This window comes from Christiangramia sediminis (assembly GCF_020552705.1).
In the GTDB taxonomy this organism is placed as follows: Bacteria; Bacteroidota; Bacteroidia; order Flavobacteriales; family Flavobacteriaceae; genus Christiangramia; species Christiangramia sediminis.
In genome coordinates, this window is sequence record NZ_JAJBZG010000002.1 from 293,218 (window position 1) to 309,574 (window position 16,357).

The window sequence follows — 16,357 nt, forward strand, 5'->3', positions numbered from 1 at the left end:
TCTAAAAATACCTAAAATATTTTAGCCAGAAACATTAGCCTTTCCCGACTCTCCGTGGTTTTGTAACTTTATTCAAAAATTATCTGTTTTGAAAAAATATTCCATAGAAAATGAATTTCTGAAGATCACAGTAAAAGAGACCGGAGCGGAACTCTGCAGTATTCTGAATAAAGAGAACCATAAAGAATATATCTGGCAGGCAGATCCTGAAATTTGGGATAGTCATGGTCCTAACCTGTTCCCGGTAATTGGGGTTCTAAAAGACGGGAAATATAGATTTGAAGGAGAAGAGTATAAGATCCCAAAACACGGATTTATCCGCCACAATGAGAACATACGCTTAAAAGAGAGGACTGAGCTTCAACTTGTTTTTGAACTTTTATATTCTGAAGAGACCTTACAGATGTATCCTTTCAAATTTGATTTCAGGATAGCTTTTACTCTGAACAAAAAATCGATTGAAGTAAATCATCATGTGATCAACCTGGACGAGAAACCGATATATTTCTCTTTAGGCGGCCATCCTGCCTTCAATATTCAGCATTTTGAAAAAGAGAAGATCGAGGACTATGCCCTGGTATTTGATAAGAAAATGGATCTTGAAACCTATGTATTAAATGAAGAAGGACTGGTTAGTTCAAAGACCAAAAGTGTTCTGAATAATGAGAATAAAATTCAGCTAACTGAAAACATTTTTAATAAAGACGCGTTTATTTTCAAAAATATCAAGTCTAAAAAAGTTGATCTTATAAGCAGGAAAAATGGAAAGATCCTTTCAGTAACATATAAAGATTTCAAAAACCTGGGAATTTGGGCTAAACCTGGGGCTCCCTATGTTTGTATCGAGCCCTGGCTGGGGATAGCAGATATTGAAGGCACCGATCAAAACCTGAAAAATAAAGAAGGAATCATCAAACTTGAGCCTGAAAATGAATTCGATGCAGACTACAGCATAAACATCGTTTAAGTTTTACTTGCTAAAATCAGGTAAAACTTTGAGTTTCATGCCGTACCTTTGCGCAAAATTAAACTTCGCACTTTGAGTTTTCAGGACCTAAATTTAAACACTCCGTTACGCAATGCCCTGGAAGATCTGAATTTTCAGACTCCCACTCCTATACAGGAACAGGCATTCTCATCTATCATGTCTGGGAGAGATGTGGTTGGAATTGCCCAAACGGGAACGGGAAAAACTTTCGCCTACCTATTGCCTTTACTAAGAATGCTGAAATATTCTGAACAAAAGAATCCGCGTATTCTCATTATGGTCCCAACCAGAGAGTTGGTGGTTCAGGTAGTAGAAGAGATCGAAAAACTGGCAAAGTATATCAATCTAAGAGTTGCTGGAGTTTATGGTGGAGTGAATATTAATACGCAACACCAGGATCTCATGCAGGGTCTGGACATTGTTGTAGCTACTCCCAGGAGGCTGTATGATCTTGTACTGAGAAGAGCCGTTCAGTTGAAGTCTATCCAGAAATTTGTGATCGATGAAGTGGATGTGATGTTGGATCTTGGATTTAAATTCCAGGTGAATAATATTATTGAATTGCTTCCGAAAAACAGGCAAAGCATCATGTTCTCGGCAACGATGACTGAAACTGTTGAAGAAATGATCAACGCAAATTTTAAATCTCCTGAAAAGATTTCAGTAGCTGTAAGCGGTACGCCTTTAGAAAATATTGATCAGCGCGGGTATAAGATCCCTAATTTCTATACAAAAGCTAACTTATTAAAACATTTACTGGCAGATACTGAAACCTATCATAAGGTCCTCATCTTTATTGGAGATAAACGAATTGCAGACAGACTTTATGAAAATTTAGGAGAGGAGTTTCCGGGGGAAACGAGTCTTGTACATACCGGGAAAAGCCAGAATTACAGATTGAAGAGTGTAAGTGATTTTGGGGAAGGTGAATCGAGAGTTTTGATCGCTACAGATGTAATGGCGCGTGGTCTGGATATTGAGAACGTTTCACATGTGGTGAATTTTGATACGCCTCAATATCCTGAGAACTATATGCATAGAATTGGTAGAACGGGACGTGCCGAGAAAAAAGGTCATTCCTTATTATTTACCACGGAAAATGAACAGGAATACCTGGATGCGATTGAAGAATTAATGAAAATGGAAGTTCCAAAATATGAACTTCCGGAAGAAGTTGAAATAGCTACAGAATTAATCCCTGAAGAAAAGCCCAGGGCTATTGAGATCAATAATCCTAATTCTGTTACCGATGAGGCTGGTCCTGCGTTTCATGAGAAAAAGGACAAGAATAAGAAAGTAAATCTTGGTGGATCTTATAGAAGGGAGATCGCCCAAAAATATAAGAAGCCTAAAACTCGAGGCGACAAGAACGCCAATCGAAGAAGGAAAAAATAGAAAAAGGAGCGCCAAAGCGCTCCTTTTTGTTTTTAAAAAACAATTTGTAATTGAATCTTAAATATTTTTGTCATTTCGACCGAAGGGAGAAATCTCCATCGACCGAGATTTCTCAGTCGTTACACTTCTTCGAAATGACAATAGAAAGATTAAGAGATTCTGGTTTTCTTAACTTCTATTTTTCTTCTTCGCAGCTTTAGCAGCTCTTTTTTCTTTCAAACTCAAAACCGGCTCTTTCTTAGCCGAATTCTTAGAAGGCGATTTTTCTTTTGCCATGATTTCTATAATTAGAATTAACTGAATAAAAGTAATAAAAGATCATATACGAAAATCATAAATTTTAAAATTGTAGGTCTACCTGATTATAAAGTATTTTTGAGAATTCATATGAGAAATCTCAGATTCTTCCTATTTCTTAATTATTTTCAAAACAAATTTAAATTACACTGATTATCAGATATTTATATTATTTTAATGGTTTGATTGAGATATATTATATTCAAAAAAATAATTTTATATCATGAAGTATGAAGGCTCACATAATTAGATCCAGACTTTTAGCATTTTTTCTTTTGAATGCCATATTATTTCTAAGTTTTTCATCTTGTTCAGATGATGACAATAATAGAAATGGAGACGACGGGGAACCCAATGAAGAAAATGGAGATGCATTTGATAATTCGGAAATTGTATTCCTTTTGATTGATGAAGATGCCATTGATAACGGTAATGAACCTAATAATTTTTCAGAAACAGACGTTAATGATAATATTGCTGATATTGGTCAAAGACAAACCTTGAAATATTTTCAGGATAATATTGGCCGGGTTATCGATCTTTATTCAGGTCAGGTTGGAGATGAAGCTTGGTTTGCACTAAAATCTATTCCAGATAGTTGGATCACTACAGGACCTACCAGTAACGGACTGCAAAATTACCTCACACCGGGGCCGGGTCTGGGCGCTCCAGGTGACGATCGGGAAGTCTTACTTGATGAAATACCAAATGTGACTCCGTTAAGGGCAGCCGGATTAAAAATGCTGGAAGGTGAGACTGTATATGCGGTGGTATATGATAGTGATATATCTATAAATTACGATCCTATCGAAGGGAATCTTCAGGGGGATAATCTGGGCATTGTAGCTTTTGATGTGATCGATGTCACAGCGAGAAATGACGGTTCAAGTTCAGACCTTCCGAGAGTTACTATACGAATAAGGAATGCTATAGAAATAGCAGAAATGAACTTAGCCCTGTTTTCTAATGCACCAGTTCCGGAATCTTCTTCAGAACCCTTGGATATCACGCCACCAGAAAGTCCGGAACCAATCGTACTTAGCCCTGCCCGGTGATTTGGAAAATTTGGTTTATACCATAGCTATAACATATAAGTAGATTTCTTATTGTTAATAAAGATCCCAGTCGTTTTACTCCTTCCAAATGATTATAAGTTTTCGCAAATATGAAAAGTAAATAATCCTCGGGGAAAGCCCCCAGGCATTAGTTTAGAATAGATTCAATTGAATGTCATTATTTCTAAACTTGGTCAAGACTAATTTTTAGATGAAATCTATGCCTTCATATCAACTTTATCCAGTTCGGCATTTCTTACCCAATTCAGAATAAAAGTTGCTATTCTGCCAATAATAAAGGTGAAACCTCCAAAAACAGGTGGTAATAATGTAAGTTTTAAACCGCCAGCAAACAGGCTTGGGTTTACATCTCCTAAAGATTCAAAAGCATCGAAAACACCAATAAGTACGATTAACTGGCTGAATAATCCAATTATCAACGCCAGTAATGCTACCTGATTCACAAGATAAACCGCCTTTTTAAAAACATGAGAGGATGTTCTCAATTTCATACCGGCTCTCACAATAAAAAAGATCATTAAGAAAAATAACAGTATAATTATGGTCATAGAGAAAGGCCCTCCCTCCTGAATTCTTGAATACAGTTGCCCGAAAAAACCCTGTCGTTGTGCCAGATAAATAAAAAATGAAATCATAAGTGTTTTTTTAGTGGTTAATACCTCAAAACTATATGTTTAATGCAAGGTATTTTAAGATTTGCGATGAACTGCAGATTATGCAGGGTTTATTACAAATATTGGCTCGCCATGTTTTCTACCTTTCTAATTTGGTTATCTGTCGTAAAAGTTTTCAGTATTTAATATTTAGTCGCATTTTTAGTACTTGATGAAAAAAGGAAAAAGGATAACAGGACTTGTTAAACGCAGTCTAACCCATCTCGTATTGTGGTTGATAGTAGTGATCTTTTTCAGTTTTTTCCTTGGAATAGAGGGAGCAGATATCTATTCAAAAATCATATTTTCATTATTCTTCCTGCCAGTTACCATAGCTACCACCTATACTTTCCTATACCATTTGATCCCTAAGTATTTACTGCCGAAACATTATTTTAAATTCGGGTTGTTTACCCTTTATACTCTGGTCATTTCCTCTATTTTTATCATTCTATCTGCTTTTTATGGTTTTGTAATTGCCCTGGAACTTCAATGGAATGCCAACTTTCCCATCTCTAAAAGCCTGTTCTTTATAATTATAACTATTTACCTGGTGGTGGCGATCGCTTCGGCATTCAGCCTTCTGAAAAATAATTATTCCGCTACCGCTAAAAATGAAGAATTAAAAAATCGGATACTTGAAGCTCAGCTAAAATTGAAAGATCAGGAACTTCAGTATTTAAAAATGCAGATACATCCACACTTTCTTTTCAATACGCTCAATACGATCTATGGTCTTAGTTTGTCAAAAAATGAGAAAACACCTGAAATGATCCTTCAACTTTCTGATCTTCTGGACTATATCCTTTACCAGACCACAAAACCATCGGTAAAGCTTGAGGAGGAAATCAATCACATTCGTAATTATATTGATTTGGAGAAAAAACGCTTTCAGGATGCATTGGAAATTGAATTTAAATCTGACCAAATTCCTTCTGATATTGAATTAGCCCCCATGTTGCTTTTACCTTTTGTAGAGAATAGTTTTAAACATGGAAAAGGTAATGATGGAAAACTTAAAATATCGATCTGTATAAAACTGGAAAATAAACAACTCGATTTCAAAATTATAAATTCGGTGAAGCCAAGCTGTGAATATACTATAGCGGAGGGAATTGGGCTTGAAAACATCCGACGCAGATTGAATCTTCTTTACGGTAAAAATTATGAACTGCGTATTGAGGATGAAAAAGAATATTTTAGTGTTAATTTAAAAGTAAACACTGCAAAAATGCCTGCCGATGTTAGATAAAATAAGATGTATTATTGTTGATGACGAACCGGTAGCTTTGGATATTCTGGAGAATCATCTTTCAAAAATAGCTAAGATCGAGATCATTGGCCGGTGCAGAAATTCCACCGAAGCATTTAATATGATCAACGCTAACAAAACTGATCTTATTTTTTTAGATATCAATATGCCCGGTATTTCAGGAATTTCATTTGCAAAATCAATCAATAAGAACATCAGGATCATTTTTACTACCGCATACCGGGAATATGCTATAGAAGGCTTCGATCTGCACGCAGTAGATTATCTTTTAAAACCAATTTCTTTCGACCGCTTACTCGATGCCGTAAATAATTTTCAGGAAGTTCTTTTAAGCCGAAAGACAGAAGAGATTCAAAATGAAAGTTCGGGTGATTTTATTTTTGTGAAGATCGACCGGAAAATGCATAAGATAGATTTTGACAAAATTCTCTGGATAGAAAGTTTAAGTGATTACCTGAAAATCGAAATCACCGACGGTACAAAAGTCACTCGCGAAACAATTTCGTCCATTGAGATGAAACTTCCACAGGATAAATTTCTTAGAATTCATCGGTCTTTTATTATTGCTATTGACAAAATAGAATCTTACTCTAACGAAGAGGTGATCATTCAGAATAAATCAATTCCCATAAGCCGGACCTATAAAGAACAGGTGATCCAAGGGCTGGAGAAATTTCAATAAAAAAGCCCCGCAAGAGCGAGGCTTTTTAAATAAATATTTTCTAATTATATATGCAATGCCCTGTTTTCAGTAGCGGCTAAGGCAGCTTCTTTTACCGCTTCAGCATAAGTTGGGTGAGCATGGCTCATTCTTGCGATATCTTCCGCAGATGCTCTAAATTCCATAGCGGTAACAGCTTCCGCAATAAGATCGGCAGTTCTGGCACCAATCATATGAACTCCAAGAACCTCATCGGTCTTTTCGTCTGCAAGAATCTTAACAAGTCCGTCAATGTCTCCACTGGCTCTGGAACGGCCAAGTGCACGCATAGGGAATTTTCCTTCCTTATATTTCACACCTTCTTCCTTCAACTGCTCTTCAGTTTTTCCAACCGCAGCAACTTCAGGCCAGGTATAAACAACCCCTGGGATTAGGTTATAATCGATATGAGGTTTTTGCCCGGCGATCAATTCAGCAACCATAGAACCTTCTTCTTCCGCTTTATGCGCAAGCATGGCTCCACGAACCACATCTCCTATCGCATAGATATTCTCTACATTGGTTTGTAAGTGATCGTTCACTTTCACTCTTCCCTTATCATCCAGTTCTACTCCTGCGGCATCGGCATTCAATCCATCAGTATAAGGACGACGTCCTACTGAAACTAGACAGTAATCACCTTTTAGTTCGATCTCCTTATCCTTCTTATCATCTGCTTTTATAATGATTTCATCTCCATTTCTCTCTACCGACTTCACTTTGGTACTGGTATGGAATTTAACTCCCTGCTTCTTCAATACTTTCTGAAGTTCTTTAGAAAGTGCGCTATCCATAGTCGGGATAATTCTATCCATGAACTCAACTACAGTAACCTCAGCACCAAGACGGCGATACACCTGTCCCAGTTCTAATCCAATAACTCCACCACCAATCACGATCATATGTTTTGGTACTTCTTTAAGCGTAAGAGCTTCTGTAGAAGTGATGACTCTTTCCTTATCTAATTCGATAAATGGAAGGTTAGCCGGCTTGGAACCGGTAGCGATAATGATCTTCTTTGCTTCGATGGTTTGAGTTTCTCCATCCTTTTCGATATTGACATGGGTTTTATCTTTAAAAGATCCAACACCTTCAATCACATCGATCTTATTCTTATCCATGAGGAACTTTACTCCGTCGCAAGTCTGACTTACCACAGAAGATTTACGCTCCATCATTTTTTCAAGGTTCAATTTCACTTCTCCCGGAATTTCTATTCCGTGTTCTTCAAAATGTTTAAGGGCATCATGATAATGGTGAGAAGAATCCAAAAGCGCCTTACTTGGGATACAACCAACATTAAGGCAGGTTCCTCCAAGAGTGGAGTATTTCTCTATGATTGCAGTTTTCATACCCAGTTGGGCGCAACGAATGGCGGCTACATATCCACCGGGTCCTGATCCTATAACTGCAACATCATATGTACTCATAATTGTAAGTTTTTTTGTTTTTCAAAAATTGGTCGTAAAAGTACGACTATTCTCCACAATGACCAATACTGAGTTCGTAGTTCGTGGTTCGTAGAAAATAAAATTTCACTGCCTCGTAAAAAAATTTATTTAAAAAGTCACGAACTAATAACTAAAGACTAATCAGCGTACTTTGCTTTACTTTATTGATCGTAAAGATACTTTTGGTACTTCCTATATGATCCAGCGTAGTTAATTTTGTAACCAGAAATTCCCGGTAGGCATCCATATCTTTCACCAGAACTTTCAGGATATAGTCAAAATCTCCACTTACATGAAGACATTCTATTACTTCGGGAAGACTGGTAACTTCTCTTTCAAATTTATTTAGGAAATCTTTTTTATGCTGAATAAGTTTTATCTGGCAAAGCACCATAAAAGCCTTTTCAATTTTTTCAGGATCCAGCAGAGCAACATAATTTTTGATCACTCCTGCCCTTTCCAATTTCCGAATCCTTTCATATACCGCGGTTACCGAAAGTCCCAGATCGTTCGAAATCTCTTTATTGGTCTTTTTACTATCCTGCTGTAGATGATTCAGGATTTTCTTATCAAGTTGATCAATTTTCATAGGTTACTAATTTTCATCAAATCAATGAAATTTATCCTAAAAATAGAATTTAATTCTAAATTTTAGATTTAAAGCAGATTTATTTACCATAATTGACCAGTATCATTGTTTTTAAAACTAATCTTATTCAACTTTGATATATTAAATCAAACATCATGAAATACAAACCGGCAGATCGTATTCAGGATCTACAATATTTTGGGGAATTTGGAGGAGTGAATCCTTCAATTTCTGACTCTTCAACTTATACATTTCTTTCCGCAAAGACCATGTTCGATACTTTCGAAGGAAATGCAGAAGGTTGTTATTTATATTCACGGCATTCTTCCCCTTCAAACCTATATTTAGGCGAAGCCCTGGCAGCAATGGAAGGAACTGAGACGGCGAATGTTACAGCATCAGGAATGGGTGCGATCACAGCAACATTAATGCAATTATGTAATGCCGGAGATCATATCGTATGTAGCAGAACTGTTTATGGGGGCACCTATGCTTTTCTGAAGAATTTAGCGCCTAAGTTTGGGATAGCAACCACATTTGTTGATATTACTAAACCTGAAATGGTAGAAGCTGCGGTTCAGAAAAATACGAAAGTGATCTACTGCGAATCTGTAAGCAATCCTCTACTGGAAATTGCCGACCTTGAATCTCTAAGCAGAATTTCGAAGGTTCATGGTCTTAAGCTTGTAATAGACAATACATTTTCTCCTCTGTCTATCACTCCACAAAAGTTGGGAGCAGACGTGGTGATTCATAGTCTTACTAAATTCATCAATGGCAGCAGTGATACGGTTAGTGGAGTAATTTGTGGAACTAAAGAATTCATCAATGATCTTAGGAATGTGAATGACGGGGCGGCCATGTTATTGGGGCCAACCATGGATAGTTTTAGAGCAGCTTCAATTTTGAAGAATCTTAGAACCCTTCATATTAGAATGAAACAGCACAGTCATAACGCCATGTTTCTGGCCAAAAAATTTCAAGAAGATGGATTTAAAACGGTATATCCTGGACTGGAATCTCATCCCGGCCACGATACTTTCAGGAAAATGATGAATGAGTCTTATGGATTTGGCGGAATGCTGACCATTGATGTTGGTTCTCTGGACAAGGCCAATGAACTTATGGAGTTAATGCAGGAAAAAAATCTTGGATACCTGGCAGTAAGTTTAGGATTCTATAAAACCCTGTTCAGCGCACCGGGAACTTCTACTTCATCTGAAATTCCTATAGAAGAGCAGAATGAAATGGGCTTAAGCGATGGATTGATCCGTTTTTCCATTGGTTTGGATAACGATATTGCAAGAACATATGAAATGATGAAAGAATGTATGATAAAAGTAGGAGTTCTGGATACTGAAATGGTCTAAAATTTTGCAGGATTAAGCCGAAAGTCGTAAAATTACGTTCAGAAAAAATGATCAATATTAACGACCGGTTTTAAAATCATAAGCCTCAGGGTAGATCTGATAATTTTCAGGTATACCCTGAGGCTTTATTTTTACCGCATATAAAGAACTTAAGCTTAATGGAAAACTCTACTGCGAATCCTGAAAATGAACCTGTAATTGAAAACAGAGAGCTTAATATCTGGGAAGCTTTAATTCCAGTTTTTGCCCTAATTGGGATGCTTGCATTTAATGTTTTTGTTTTTGGCGACGACGCACTTAGTGGATCCAATCAATTCATCTTATTATTAGGAGGTGGAGTTGCAGCGATTGTTGGATATTTCAATAAAGTGAAATTTGACTTCATGATAGATGAGGTTGCTAAAAATATCCAAAGTACCGCAGGCGCTATCCTGATATTATTAATGGTGGGAGCACTTGCAGGAACCTGGCTTATTAGTGGAATTATCCCTACCATGATCTATTATGGTCTACAAATATTAAATCCCACAATCTTTCTTGCAGCCTGTGTGATCATCTGTTCGGTAATTTCTGTGGCTACAGGTAGTAGTTGGACCACTTCAGCCACGGTAGGTATTGCTCTTATCGGGATTGCCGACGCCCTGGGGATTTCTTTGGGAATGACCGCCGGTGCTATACTTTCCGGAGCTTATTTTGGAGATAAAATGTCTCCTTTAAGTGATACCACCAACCTTGCCCCTGCCATGGCCGGCACCGATCTTTTCACGCATATAAAGTACATGGCCTTAACTACGGTGCCTACCATCACAATTACTTTGATCGCATTTATCATTATAGGATTAAATCTTGATACCAGTGGATCTACAGATACTTCAGCTATTTTAAATTCTATTGAAAGTTCCTTTACTATTACTCCATGGCTTTTTCTCGTGCCGGTAGTGGTTATATTTTTAATCGTTAGGAAAACTTCTCCTTTGGTGGCATTGTTAATTGGAACCTTAATGGGAGCAGTAGCAGCTTTGATTGTTCAACCGAACATCGTGCTTGCGGTGAGCGGAATGGATGATCTCAACTTCATAAGTGGGTATAAAGGGATTATGAATGCGATCACCGTAGATACTGCTGTTGAAACCGATTCTGAAGCCCTGAACGATCTTTTTGCTTCCAGCGGAATGGCGGGGATGCTGGGCACGATCTGGCTGATTATTTGCGCGATGGTCTTTGGTGGAATTATGGAAGCTATTGGTGCCTTAGCCAGAATTAGCAAGGCCCTGCTTAATATGTTCCATACTACCTTTGGATTATTTGCCAGTACCGTATTTAGCTGTTTAGCATTGAATGTAACTGCTTCAGATCAATACCTGGCGATTGTTGTTCCTGGTAAAATGTTCGACAAAGCCTATAAAGATAAAGGACTTGCTCCTGAAAACTTAAGCCGTAGTCTGGAGGATTCGGGTACGGTAACTTCAGTTTTAGTTCCCTGGAATACCTGTGGGGCTTATCACAGTGGTGTTCTGGGTGTACCGGTTTTATCTTATGCCGGCTATGCCTTCTTTAATTACCTAAGCCCGTTTATGACATTGTTATTCGCGGCGGTGGGAATAAAAATTAAAATGCTTTCCGAAAAATAAAACTTACAATTACGATAATTCTGAAGTTAATTTACTGATAATTTGATAATTATAGAGTCATACTATTGCGTTAATTGAAATCAATAGATAAGCCCTATTAAACAATAAAATTTTAAAATTTTTCAGGCTTTCAAATACATGCTTAGATAGTAAATTTGCGGTGTAGAAAAGAAAAAAGTTTAATTAAAAATAAAATTATAATATGGCTTTAGTAGGAAAAAAATTTCCAAATCTTAGCGTTGACGCAATGAACGAAATGGGAGATACTTTCAAATTAAATGTTTTGGAAGAAGCTCAGAAAAACAACAAGAAAGTATTGCTTTTCTGGTACCCGAAAGATTTCACCTTTGTTTGCCCTACAGAACTTCACGCTTTTCAAAATGCTATGGAAGAGTTTGAAAAAAGAAATGTGATGGTGATCGGAGCTTCCTGTGATACTCCAGAGGTACATTTTGCATGGTTAAATACTCCAAAAGATAATGGTGGTATTGAAGGTGTAAAATACCCGATCCTTGCAGATTCTAACCGTAACCTAAGTTCAAGACTTGATATCCTGGACATTATGAGTGAGACTTATGATGACGAAACAGGAGCGATCACTCTTGAAGGTGATAATGTAACTTATAGAGCTACTTACCTTATCGATGAAGAAGGAACTGTATTTCATGAAGGTATCAATCATATGCCACTTGGAAGAAATGTAAACGAATTCCTAAGATTGATAGATGCTTACACGCATGTTCAGGAAAAAGGAGAGGTTTGCCCGGCAAACTGGGAAGAAGGTAAAGAAGCAATGAATGCAAATCGCGATGGAGTTGCATCTTACTTAAGCCTTAACTAAGAAGTTAGAACTGAAGTAAGAACTTAAAAAAATTGCTATGATTAAGGAATTAGATCAGGATAACTTAAGCGAATTAGTTGAAAGTAATGATACCGTAGTGGTCCAGTATATGGCCGGATGGTGTGGAAACTGCAGGTTGATGAAGCCAAAGTTTAAAAAACTGGCTTCTGAGAACGAAAATGCTCAGTTTATATTTGTTGATGCGGAAAAGTTTCCGGAATCAAGAAAACTGGCTAAAGTTGATAACCTGCCTACCTTTGCTACTTTCAAAAATGGAAGTTTTAAGAATCAGGTTCAGACGAACAAGTTTGACCAATTAAAAAGCTTAGTAGATGAAGTTACCAGTAATTAGACATCTGCAGAAAAACAATGATGAGGTAAAGCTTCAAAACACGATTGAAGTTCTTGAAAATTTCACCGAACATCGTTCAGTCTCTGAAGAGGAAATGGACGTGATAGGTGAACTGCTTACCAATCTTTGTGGAGCTGTAGAAGTTCATAAAATGATAAAAGATGGTGTTCCGGAAAGGGATGCTGCAAATAACTTTGTAAAGAAAGTCTTAGGTTCTATAGACAAATAGATAATCTTACAAATCAATTCACAAGGGCTGTTTTCATTAGGAAACAGCCCTTATTGTTTTATGATAATTTTAGTAATAACCCAAAGACAATCTTCTAAATTTATATTTCAAATAAAAAAATAGCATGGCAAAGATTGAACTTGGCGGAGAAAAAGTAACTACCTATGGTAATTTACCTTCGATGGACGAAAAAGCACCTCATTTTGAACTGATTAAGTCAGATTTATCTATTGGGACTTTAGAAGATTTTAAAGGTAAAAGAGTGGTGATGAATATTTTCCCCAGTATAGATACGGGGGTTTGTGCAACTTCTGTCCGCAATTTCAACAAGAAAGCATCAGAATTAAAAAATACCGTAGTTCTGTGTATCTCCAGAGATCTTCCATTCGCGCAACAAAGGTTCGTGAGTGATGAGGAACTAAAAAATGTGACTAATCTTTCAGATTTTAGAGATAGAAATTTTGGAAAGGACTATGGTGTGGAAATGCTAGACGGAGCTTTTGAAGGACTTCTTTCAAGAGCTGTCGTGGTACTGGACGAAAATGGCCATGTAATTCACTCACAACAGGTTTCAAGAATTGAAGATGAACCGGATTATCTTGCCGCTTTGAAAACATTATTATAATGAAGAACAGTTTCCTCGGAAAAAGAATCAGAGGAGGAGGATATGCGATCAAAGGAGCCTGGCTTCTGCTTAAGCATGAACCCAGTATCCAGGTTCAATTTGTGATTTCTATCCTGGTGTGCATTGCCGGATGGTTTTTTGGGATCTCCAGAACAGAATGGATATTTCAGTTCCTGGCTATTGGTCTGGTTATGTCTACAGAAGGCCTGAACACTGCTATTGAAGCCATGGCAGATTTTGTCCATCCAGATTTTCATAATAAAATAGGTCATATCAAAGATGTGGCAGCCGGAGCAGTATTTATATCAGCACTAATTGCTGTAATAATTGCTGGTTTCATTTACTTACCCTATATATTTAATCCCGGTAAATAATAAATCCTATATATTAAAGTTTTCATTTATAGTCTAAAACCTATAAAACAGGCAAGTTTTAAAATTGAAGATTTTTTTCCTTAATTTGGAAAAGGCTAATTTGTATTTTTGCCGAAACCGTTCAACCTACATATGGCTAAAAAGAAAGCTAACACCAAGAAAACCGCCAAAAAACCTCGTAATTTCTCACTGAAGCTCAACAGGCAACAAAAGGTGGTTCTGGGTAGTTTTTTAATGCTTTTTGGCTTGGCCCTAATTGTAGCCTTCGTTTCCTTCCTTTTTAACTGGCAAGCCGATCAGAGTGTTCTTAATGAATTTACCAATCGGGAGATCGAAGCCAGAAACTGGCTTAGTAAATTTGGAGCCACTGTTAGTGATTTCTTTATCTACCAGGGATTTGGCCTCGCCGCTTTCTCCATTGCTTTTTTAGTATTGCTTAGCGGAGTATATCTTTTCTTTGGATTCAATAGCTCCAATCTTAGAAAATTCTGGTTTTGGGGAGTATTGGTCATGATATGGCTATCTGTATTCTTTGGCTTCTTTGCTGAAAAAAATGCGTTGCTTGGAGGACGCATAGGTTTTGAAACCAATGATTTTATACAGGATTATTTAGGCTTTTTTGGAACTGCACTTCTAATGCTTTTCTTATTTATTGCATATCTGGCAATTAGATTAAAAGTAACTCCGGAAATGATAGGAGTATATTTCAAATCTGGTAAAAAAGAGCTTAAAGACGCTATGGTAGAACACCAGTCCACTATTTCTGAAACCGAAGAAGAAAAAGACTGGAAAGAAACTGTAGTTAAACCAAAAACAGAAGAAGAGAAACCTCAAAGTATAGATCTTTCGGAAGAAAAACCTGAAAAGAAGGAACCTGAACCATCTCCGAAAATGGAAGTTACCACCCCTTCTGAAGAAGATGTCGCGATGGAAGTTGAAGCAGCTCCAGAGGAAGAAGAGGAAGATAACCTGAGCAAAAAACTGGTAAAGGATTTTGGGGAATTTGATCCGACCCTGGAATTGAAGAATTATAAGTTCCCAACCGTAGAACTTCTTAAAGATTATGGAGGGACTATTACTATAGACCAGGAAGAACTTGAGGAAAACAAAAATAGAATTGTAGAAACCCTCAAAAACTATAAAATCGAGATCGCCCAGATCAAAGCGACCGTGGGACCTACGGTAACGCTATATGAGATCGTGCCTGAAGCTGGAATAAGGATTTCCAAGATCAAGAATTTAGAAGATGATATTGCGCTTTCACTATCGGCATTAGGGATCAGGATCATTGCTCCGATTCCGGGAAGAGGAACCATTGGTATTGAAGTACCTAATAAAAATGCCAGTATTGTCTCCATGCGCTCCGTGATTGCCTCGGCAAAATTTCAGAATGCTGAAATGGAATTACCCCTGGCGCTGGGAAAAACCATTTCAAACGAAACCTTTGTGGTAGACCTTGCTAAAATGCCGCATATGTTGATGGCGGGAGCTACCGGTCAGGGTAAATCGGTTGGTTTAAATGCTATTCTTACCTCCCTACTCTACTGCAAACATCCTGCAGAAGTGAAATTTGTACTGGTGGATCCGAAGAAAGTTGAACTTACTTTATTCAATAAAATTGAACGTCATTACCTGGCAAAATTACCAGATACCGAAGACGCAATTATTACCGATAATACCAAGGTGATCAACACCCTGAACTCGCTTTGTATAGAAATGGACAACCGTTACGATATGCTGAAAAACGCCATGTGTCGTAACATTAAAGAATACAATACTAAATTCAAGGCTAGAAAACTTAATCCAAACGACGGACATAAGTTCTTACCATATATTGTTTTGGTAGTAGATGAGTTTGCAGATCTTATTATGACGGCAGGTAAAGAGGTTGAAACTCCAATCGCAAGACTGGCCCAGCTTGCCCGTGCTATTGGAATACATTTGATCATTGCCACCCAAAGACCATCTGTAAACGTAATTACTGGTATTATCAAAGCTAACTTCCCTGCCAGAGTTGCTTTCCGTGTTACTTCGAAAATTGACTCCAGGACTATTCTGGATAACCAGGGAGCAGACCAGTTAATTGGCCGCGGGGATATGCTATTTACTCAGGGAAATGATCTTAAAAGATTACAATGTGCTTTCGTAGACACTCCTGAAGTGGATAAGATAACAGAATTCATAGGTTCTCAAAAAGCCTATCCAGATGCACACCAACTTCCTGCTTATGAAAGTGAGGAAAGTGGCACAGGACTTGATATAGATGTGAGCGAGCGGGATAAGTTATTCCGTGAAGCCGCAGAAGTGATCGTTACGCACCAGCAAGGGTCCGCATCATTGCTTCAAAGAAAACTAAAACTTGGTTATAACCGTGCCGGAAGGATCATAGATCAACTGGAAGCTGCAGGCATCGTTGGTCCTTTCGAAGGAAGCAAGGCAAGACAGGTATTAGTAACAGATCTGGCGGCATTAGATCAACTTTTAAATGAAAAACCAGACAATTAAAAAATCAA

The 16,357-nt window shown here is 37.5% G+C and carries 16 protein-coding genes; 13 read left to right on the top strand and 3 right to left on the bottom strand.

The features are described from left to right. The first annotated feature begins 88 nt into the window (after positions 1–88). From LGQ90_RS05620 to LGQ90_RS05630, 3 genes are all read left to right on the top strand, one after another. Positions 89–967: an aldose 1-epimerase family protein gene (locus LGQ90_RS05620; protein ID WP_229339044.1), complete on the top strand. Its 879-nt coding sequence runs from the start codon at positions 89–91 to the stop codon at positions 965–967. A 72-nt stretch (positions 968–1,039) separates the two neighbouring features. Further along, entirely contained in the window at positions 1,040–2,383 is a 1,344-nt protein-coding gene (locus tag LGQ90_RS05625; RefSeq protein WP_229339045.1) for a DEAD/DEAH box helicase, read from the top strand. Between the two features lie 527 nt (positions 2,384–2,910). After that, positions 2,911–3,735 carry a hypothetical protein gene (locus LGQ90_RS05630; protein WP_229339048.1) on the top strand — a complete coding sequence of 275 codons (825 nt, stop codon included), beginning with the start codon at positions 2,911–2,913 and terminating at the stop codon, positions 3,733–3,735. A 218-nt stretch (positions 3,736–3,953) separates the two neighbouring features. Here the strand turns inward: LGQ90_RS05630 and LGQ90_RS05635 are convergent, their stop codons facing one another. Beyond that, entirely contained in the window at positions 3,954–4,391 is a 438-nt protein-coding gene (locus tag LGQ90_RS05635; protein WP_229339050.1) for a hypothetical protein, read from the bottom strand. A gap of 190 nt (positions 4,392–4,581) precedes the next feature. Between LGQ90_RS05635 and LGQ90_RS05640 the strand changes: the two genes are divergently transcribed. Then, positions 4,582–5,661 (top strand): sensor histidine kinase, encoded by a 1,080-nt coding sequence (locus LGQ90_RS05640; RefSeq protein ID WP_229339051.1) that lies wholly within the window; start codon positions 4,582–4,584, stop codon positions 5,659–5,661. After that, the gene (locus tag LGQ90_RS05645) at positions 5,651–6,364 is read left to right on the top strand and encodes a LytR/AlgR family response regulator transcription factor (protein ID WP_229339053.1); all 714 of its coding nucleotides are present in this window, start codon (positions 5,651–5,653) and stop codon (positions 6,362–6,364) included. Before LGQ90_RS05640 ends, LGQ90_RS05645 begins: the two co-directional genes overlap by 11 nt. A 44-nt stretch (positions 6,365–6,408) precedes the next feature. Here LGQ90_RS05645 and lpdA read toward each other — a convergent pair whose 3' ends face one another. Next, the gene (lpdA, locus tag LGQ90_RS05650) at positions 6,409–7,812 is read right to left on the bottom strand and encodes a dihydrolipoyl dehydrogenase (protein ID WP_229339055.1); all 1,404 of its coding nucleotides are present in this window, start codon (positions 7,810–7,812) and stop codon (positions 6,409–6,411) included. Between the two features lie 151 nt (positions 7,813–7,963). Then, on the bottom strand, positions 7,964–8,422 hold the full coding sequence (locus LGQ90_RS05655; RefSeq protein ID WP_229339057.1) for an Lrp/AsnC family transcriptional regulator: 459 nt from the start codon (positions 8,420–8,422) through the stop codon (positions 7,964–7,966). 155 nt (positions 8,423–8,577) lie between these two features. On the opposite strand from LGQ90_RS05655, the gene LGQ90_RS05660 reads away from it, so the two are divergent. The 8 genes from LGQ90_RS05660 to LGQ90_RS05695 all read left to right on the top strand — a co-directional run bounded on the left by LGQ90_RS05660 (position 8,578) and on the right by LGQ90_RS05695 (position 16,349). Further along, positions 8,578–9,792 carry an aminotransferase class I/II-fold pyridoxal phosphate-dependent enzyme gene (locus LGQ90_RS05660; RefSeq protein ID WP_229339059.1) on the top strand — a complete coding sequence of 405 codons (1,215 nt, stop codon included), beginning with the start codon at positions 8,578–8,580 and terminating at the stop codon, positions 9,790–9,792. A gap of 158 nt (positions 9,793–9,950) precedes the next feature. Further along, positions 9,951–11,423: a Na+/H+ antiporter NhaC gene (nhaC, locus tag LGQ90_RS05665; RefSeq protein WP_229339061.1), complete on the top strand. Its 1,473-nt coding sequence runs from the start codon at positions 9,951–9,953 to the stop codon at positions 11,421–11,423. 202 nt (positions 11,424–11,625) lie between these two features. Further along, complete coding sequence (locus LGQ90_RS05670; protein WP_229339063.1) at positions 11,626–12,264, top strand: peroxiredoxin; 639 nt, start codon at positions 11,626–11,628, stop codon at positions 12,262–12,264. 37 nt (positions 12,265–12,301) lie between these two features. Then, positions 12,302–12,616 (top strand): thioredoxin family protein, encoded by a 315-nt coding sequence (locus LGQ90_RS05675; RefSeq protein ID WP_229339065.1) that lies wholly within the window; start codon positions 12,302–12,304, stop codon positions 12,614–12,616. Beyond that, positions 12,597–12,845: a DUF6952 family protein gene (locus LGQ90_RS05680; protein ID WP_229339067.1), complete on the top strand. Its 249-nt coding sequence runs from the start codon at positions 12,597–12,599 to the stop codon at positions 12,843–12,845. The genes LGQ90_RS05675 and LGQ90_RS05680 overlap by 20 nt, the downstream gene beginning before the upstream one ends. A 124-nt stretch (positions 12,846–12,969) precedes the next feature. After that, a complete protein-coding gene (tpx, locus tag LGQ90_RS05685; RefSeq protein ID WP_229339069.1) occupies positions 12,970–13,470 on the top strand; it encodes a thiol peroxidase in 501 nt (166 codons plus the stop codon). Next, positions 13,470–13,844 (top strand): diacylglycerol kinase, encoded by a 375-nt coding sequence (locus LGQ90_RS05690; RefSeq protein ID WP_229339071.1) that lies wholly within the window; start codon positions 13,470–13,472, stop codon positions 13,842–13,844. The genes tpx and LGQ90_RS05690 overlap by 1 nt, the downstream gene beginning before the upstream one ends. A gap of 132 nt (positions 13,845–13,976) precedes the next feature. Beyond that, positions 13,977–16,349 (top strand): DNA translocase FtsK, encoded by a 2,373-nt coding sequence (locus LGQ90_RS05695; RefSeq protein ID WP_229339073.1) that lies wholly within the window; start codon positions 13,977–13,979, stop codon positions 16,347–16,349. Positions 16,350–16,357: the final 8 nt, after the last annotated feature.

What these genes read in the sequence shown, in the direction of transcription:
- LGQ90_RS05690 (WP_229339071.1), top strand. Translation starts at nt 13,470, where the DNA reads ATGAAGAACAGTTTCCTCGGAAAAAGAATCAGAGGAGGAGGATATGCG.
- LGQ90_RS05695 (WP_229339073.1), top strand. Translation starts at nt 13,977, where the DNA reads ATGGCTAAAAAGAAAGCTAACACCAAGAAAACCGCCAAAAAACCTCGT.
- nhaC (WP_229339061.1), top strand. Translation starts at nt 9,951, where the DNA reads ATGGAAAACTCTACTGCGAATCCTGAAAATGAACCTGTAATTGAAAAC.
- LGQ90_RS05660 (WP_229339059.1), top strand. Translation starts at nt 8,578, where the DNA reads ATGAAATACAAACCGGCAGATCGTATTCAGGATCTACAATATTTTGGG.
- LGQ90_RS05645 (WP_229339053.1), top strand. Translation starts at nt 5,651, where the DNA reads ATGTTAGATAAAATAAGATGTATTATTGTTGATGACGAACCGGTAGCT.
- LGQ90_RS05635 (WP_229339050.1), bottom strand. Translation starts at nt 4,391, where the DNA reads ATGATTTCATTTTTTATTTATCTGGCACAACGACAGGGTTTTTTCGGG.
- LGQ90_RS05640 (WP_229339051.1), top strand. Translation starts at nt 4,582, where the DNA reads ATGAAAAAAGGAAAAAGGATAACAGGACTTGTTAAACGCAGTCTAACC.
- lpdA (WP_229339055.1), bottom strand. Translation starts at nt 7,812, where the DNA reads ATGAGTACATATGATGTTGCAGTTATAGGATCAGGACCCGGTGGATAT.
- LGQ90_RS05675 (WP_229339065.1), top strand. Translation starts at nt 12,302, where the DNA reads ATGATTAAGGAATTAGATCAGGATAACTTAAGCGAATTAGTTGAAAGT.
- LGQ90_RS05680 (WP_229339067.1), top strand. Translation starts at nt 12,597, where the DNA reads ATGAAGTTACCAGTAATTAGACATCTGCAGAAAAACAATGATGAGGTA.
- LGQ90_RS05655 (WP_229339057.1), bottom strand. Translation starts at nt 8,422, where the DNA reads ATGAAAATTGATCAACTTGATAAGAAAATCCTGAATCATCTACAGCAG.
- tpx (WP_229339069.1), top strand. Translation starts at nt 12,970, where the DNA reads ATGGCAAAGATTGAACTTGGCGGAGAAAAAGTAACTACCTATGGTAAT.
- LGQ90_RS05670 (WP_229339063.1), top strand. Translation starts at nt 11,626, where the DNA reads ATGGCTTTAGTAGGAAAAAAATTTCCAAATCTTAGCGTTGACGCAATG.
- LGQ90_RS05630 (WP_229339048.1), top strand. Translation starts at nt 2,911, where the DNA reads ATGAAGGCTCACATAATTAGATCCAGACTTTTAGCATTTTTTCTTTTG.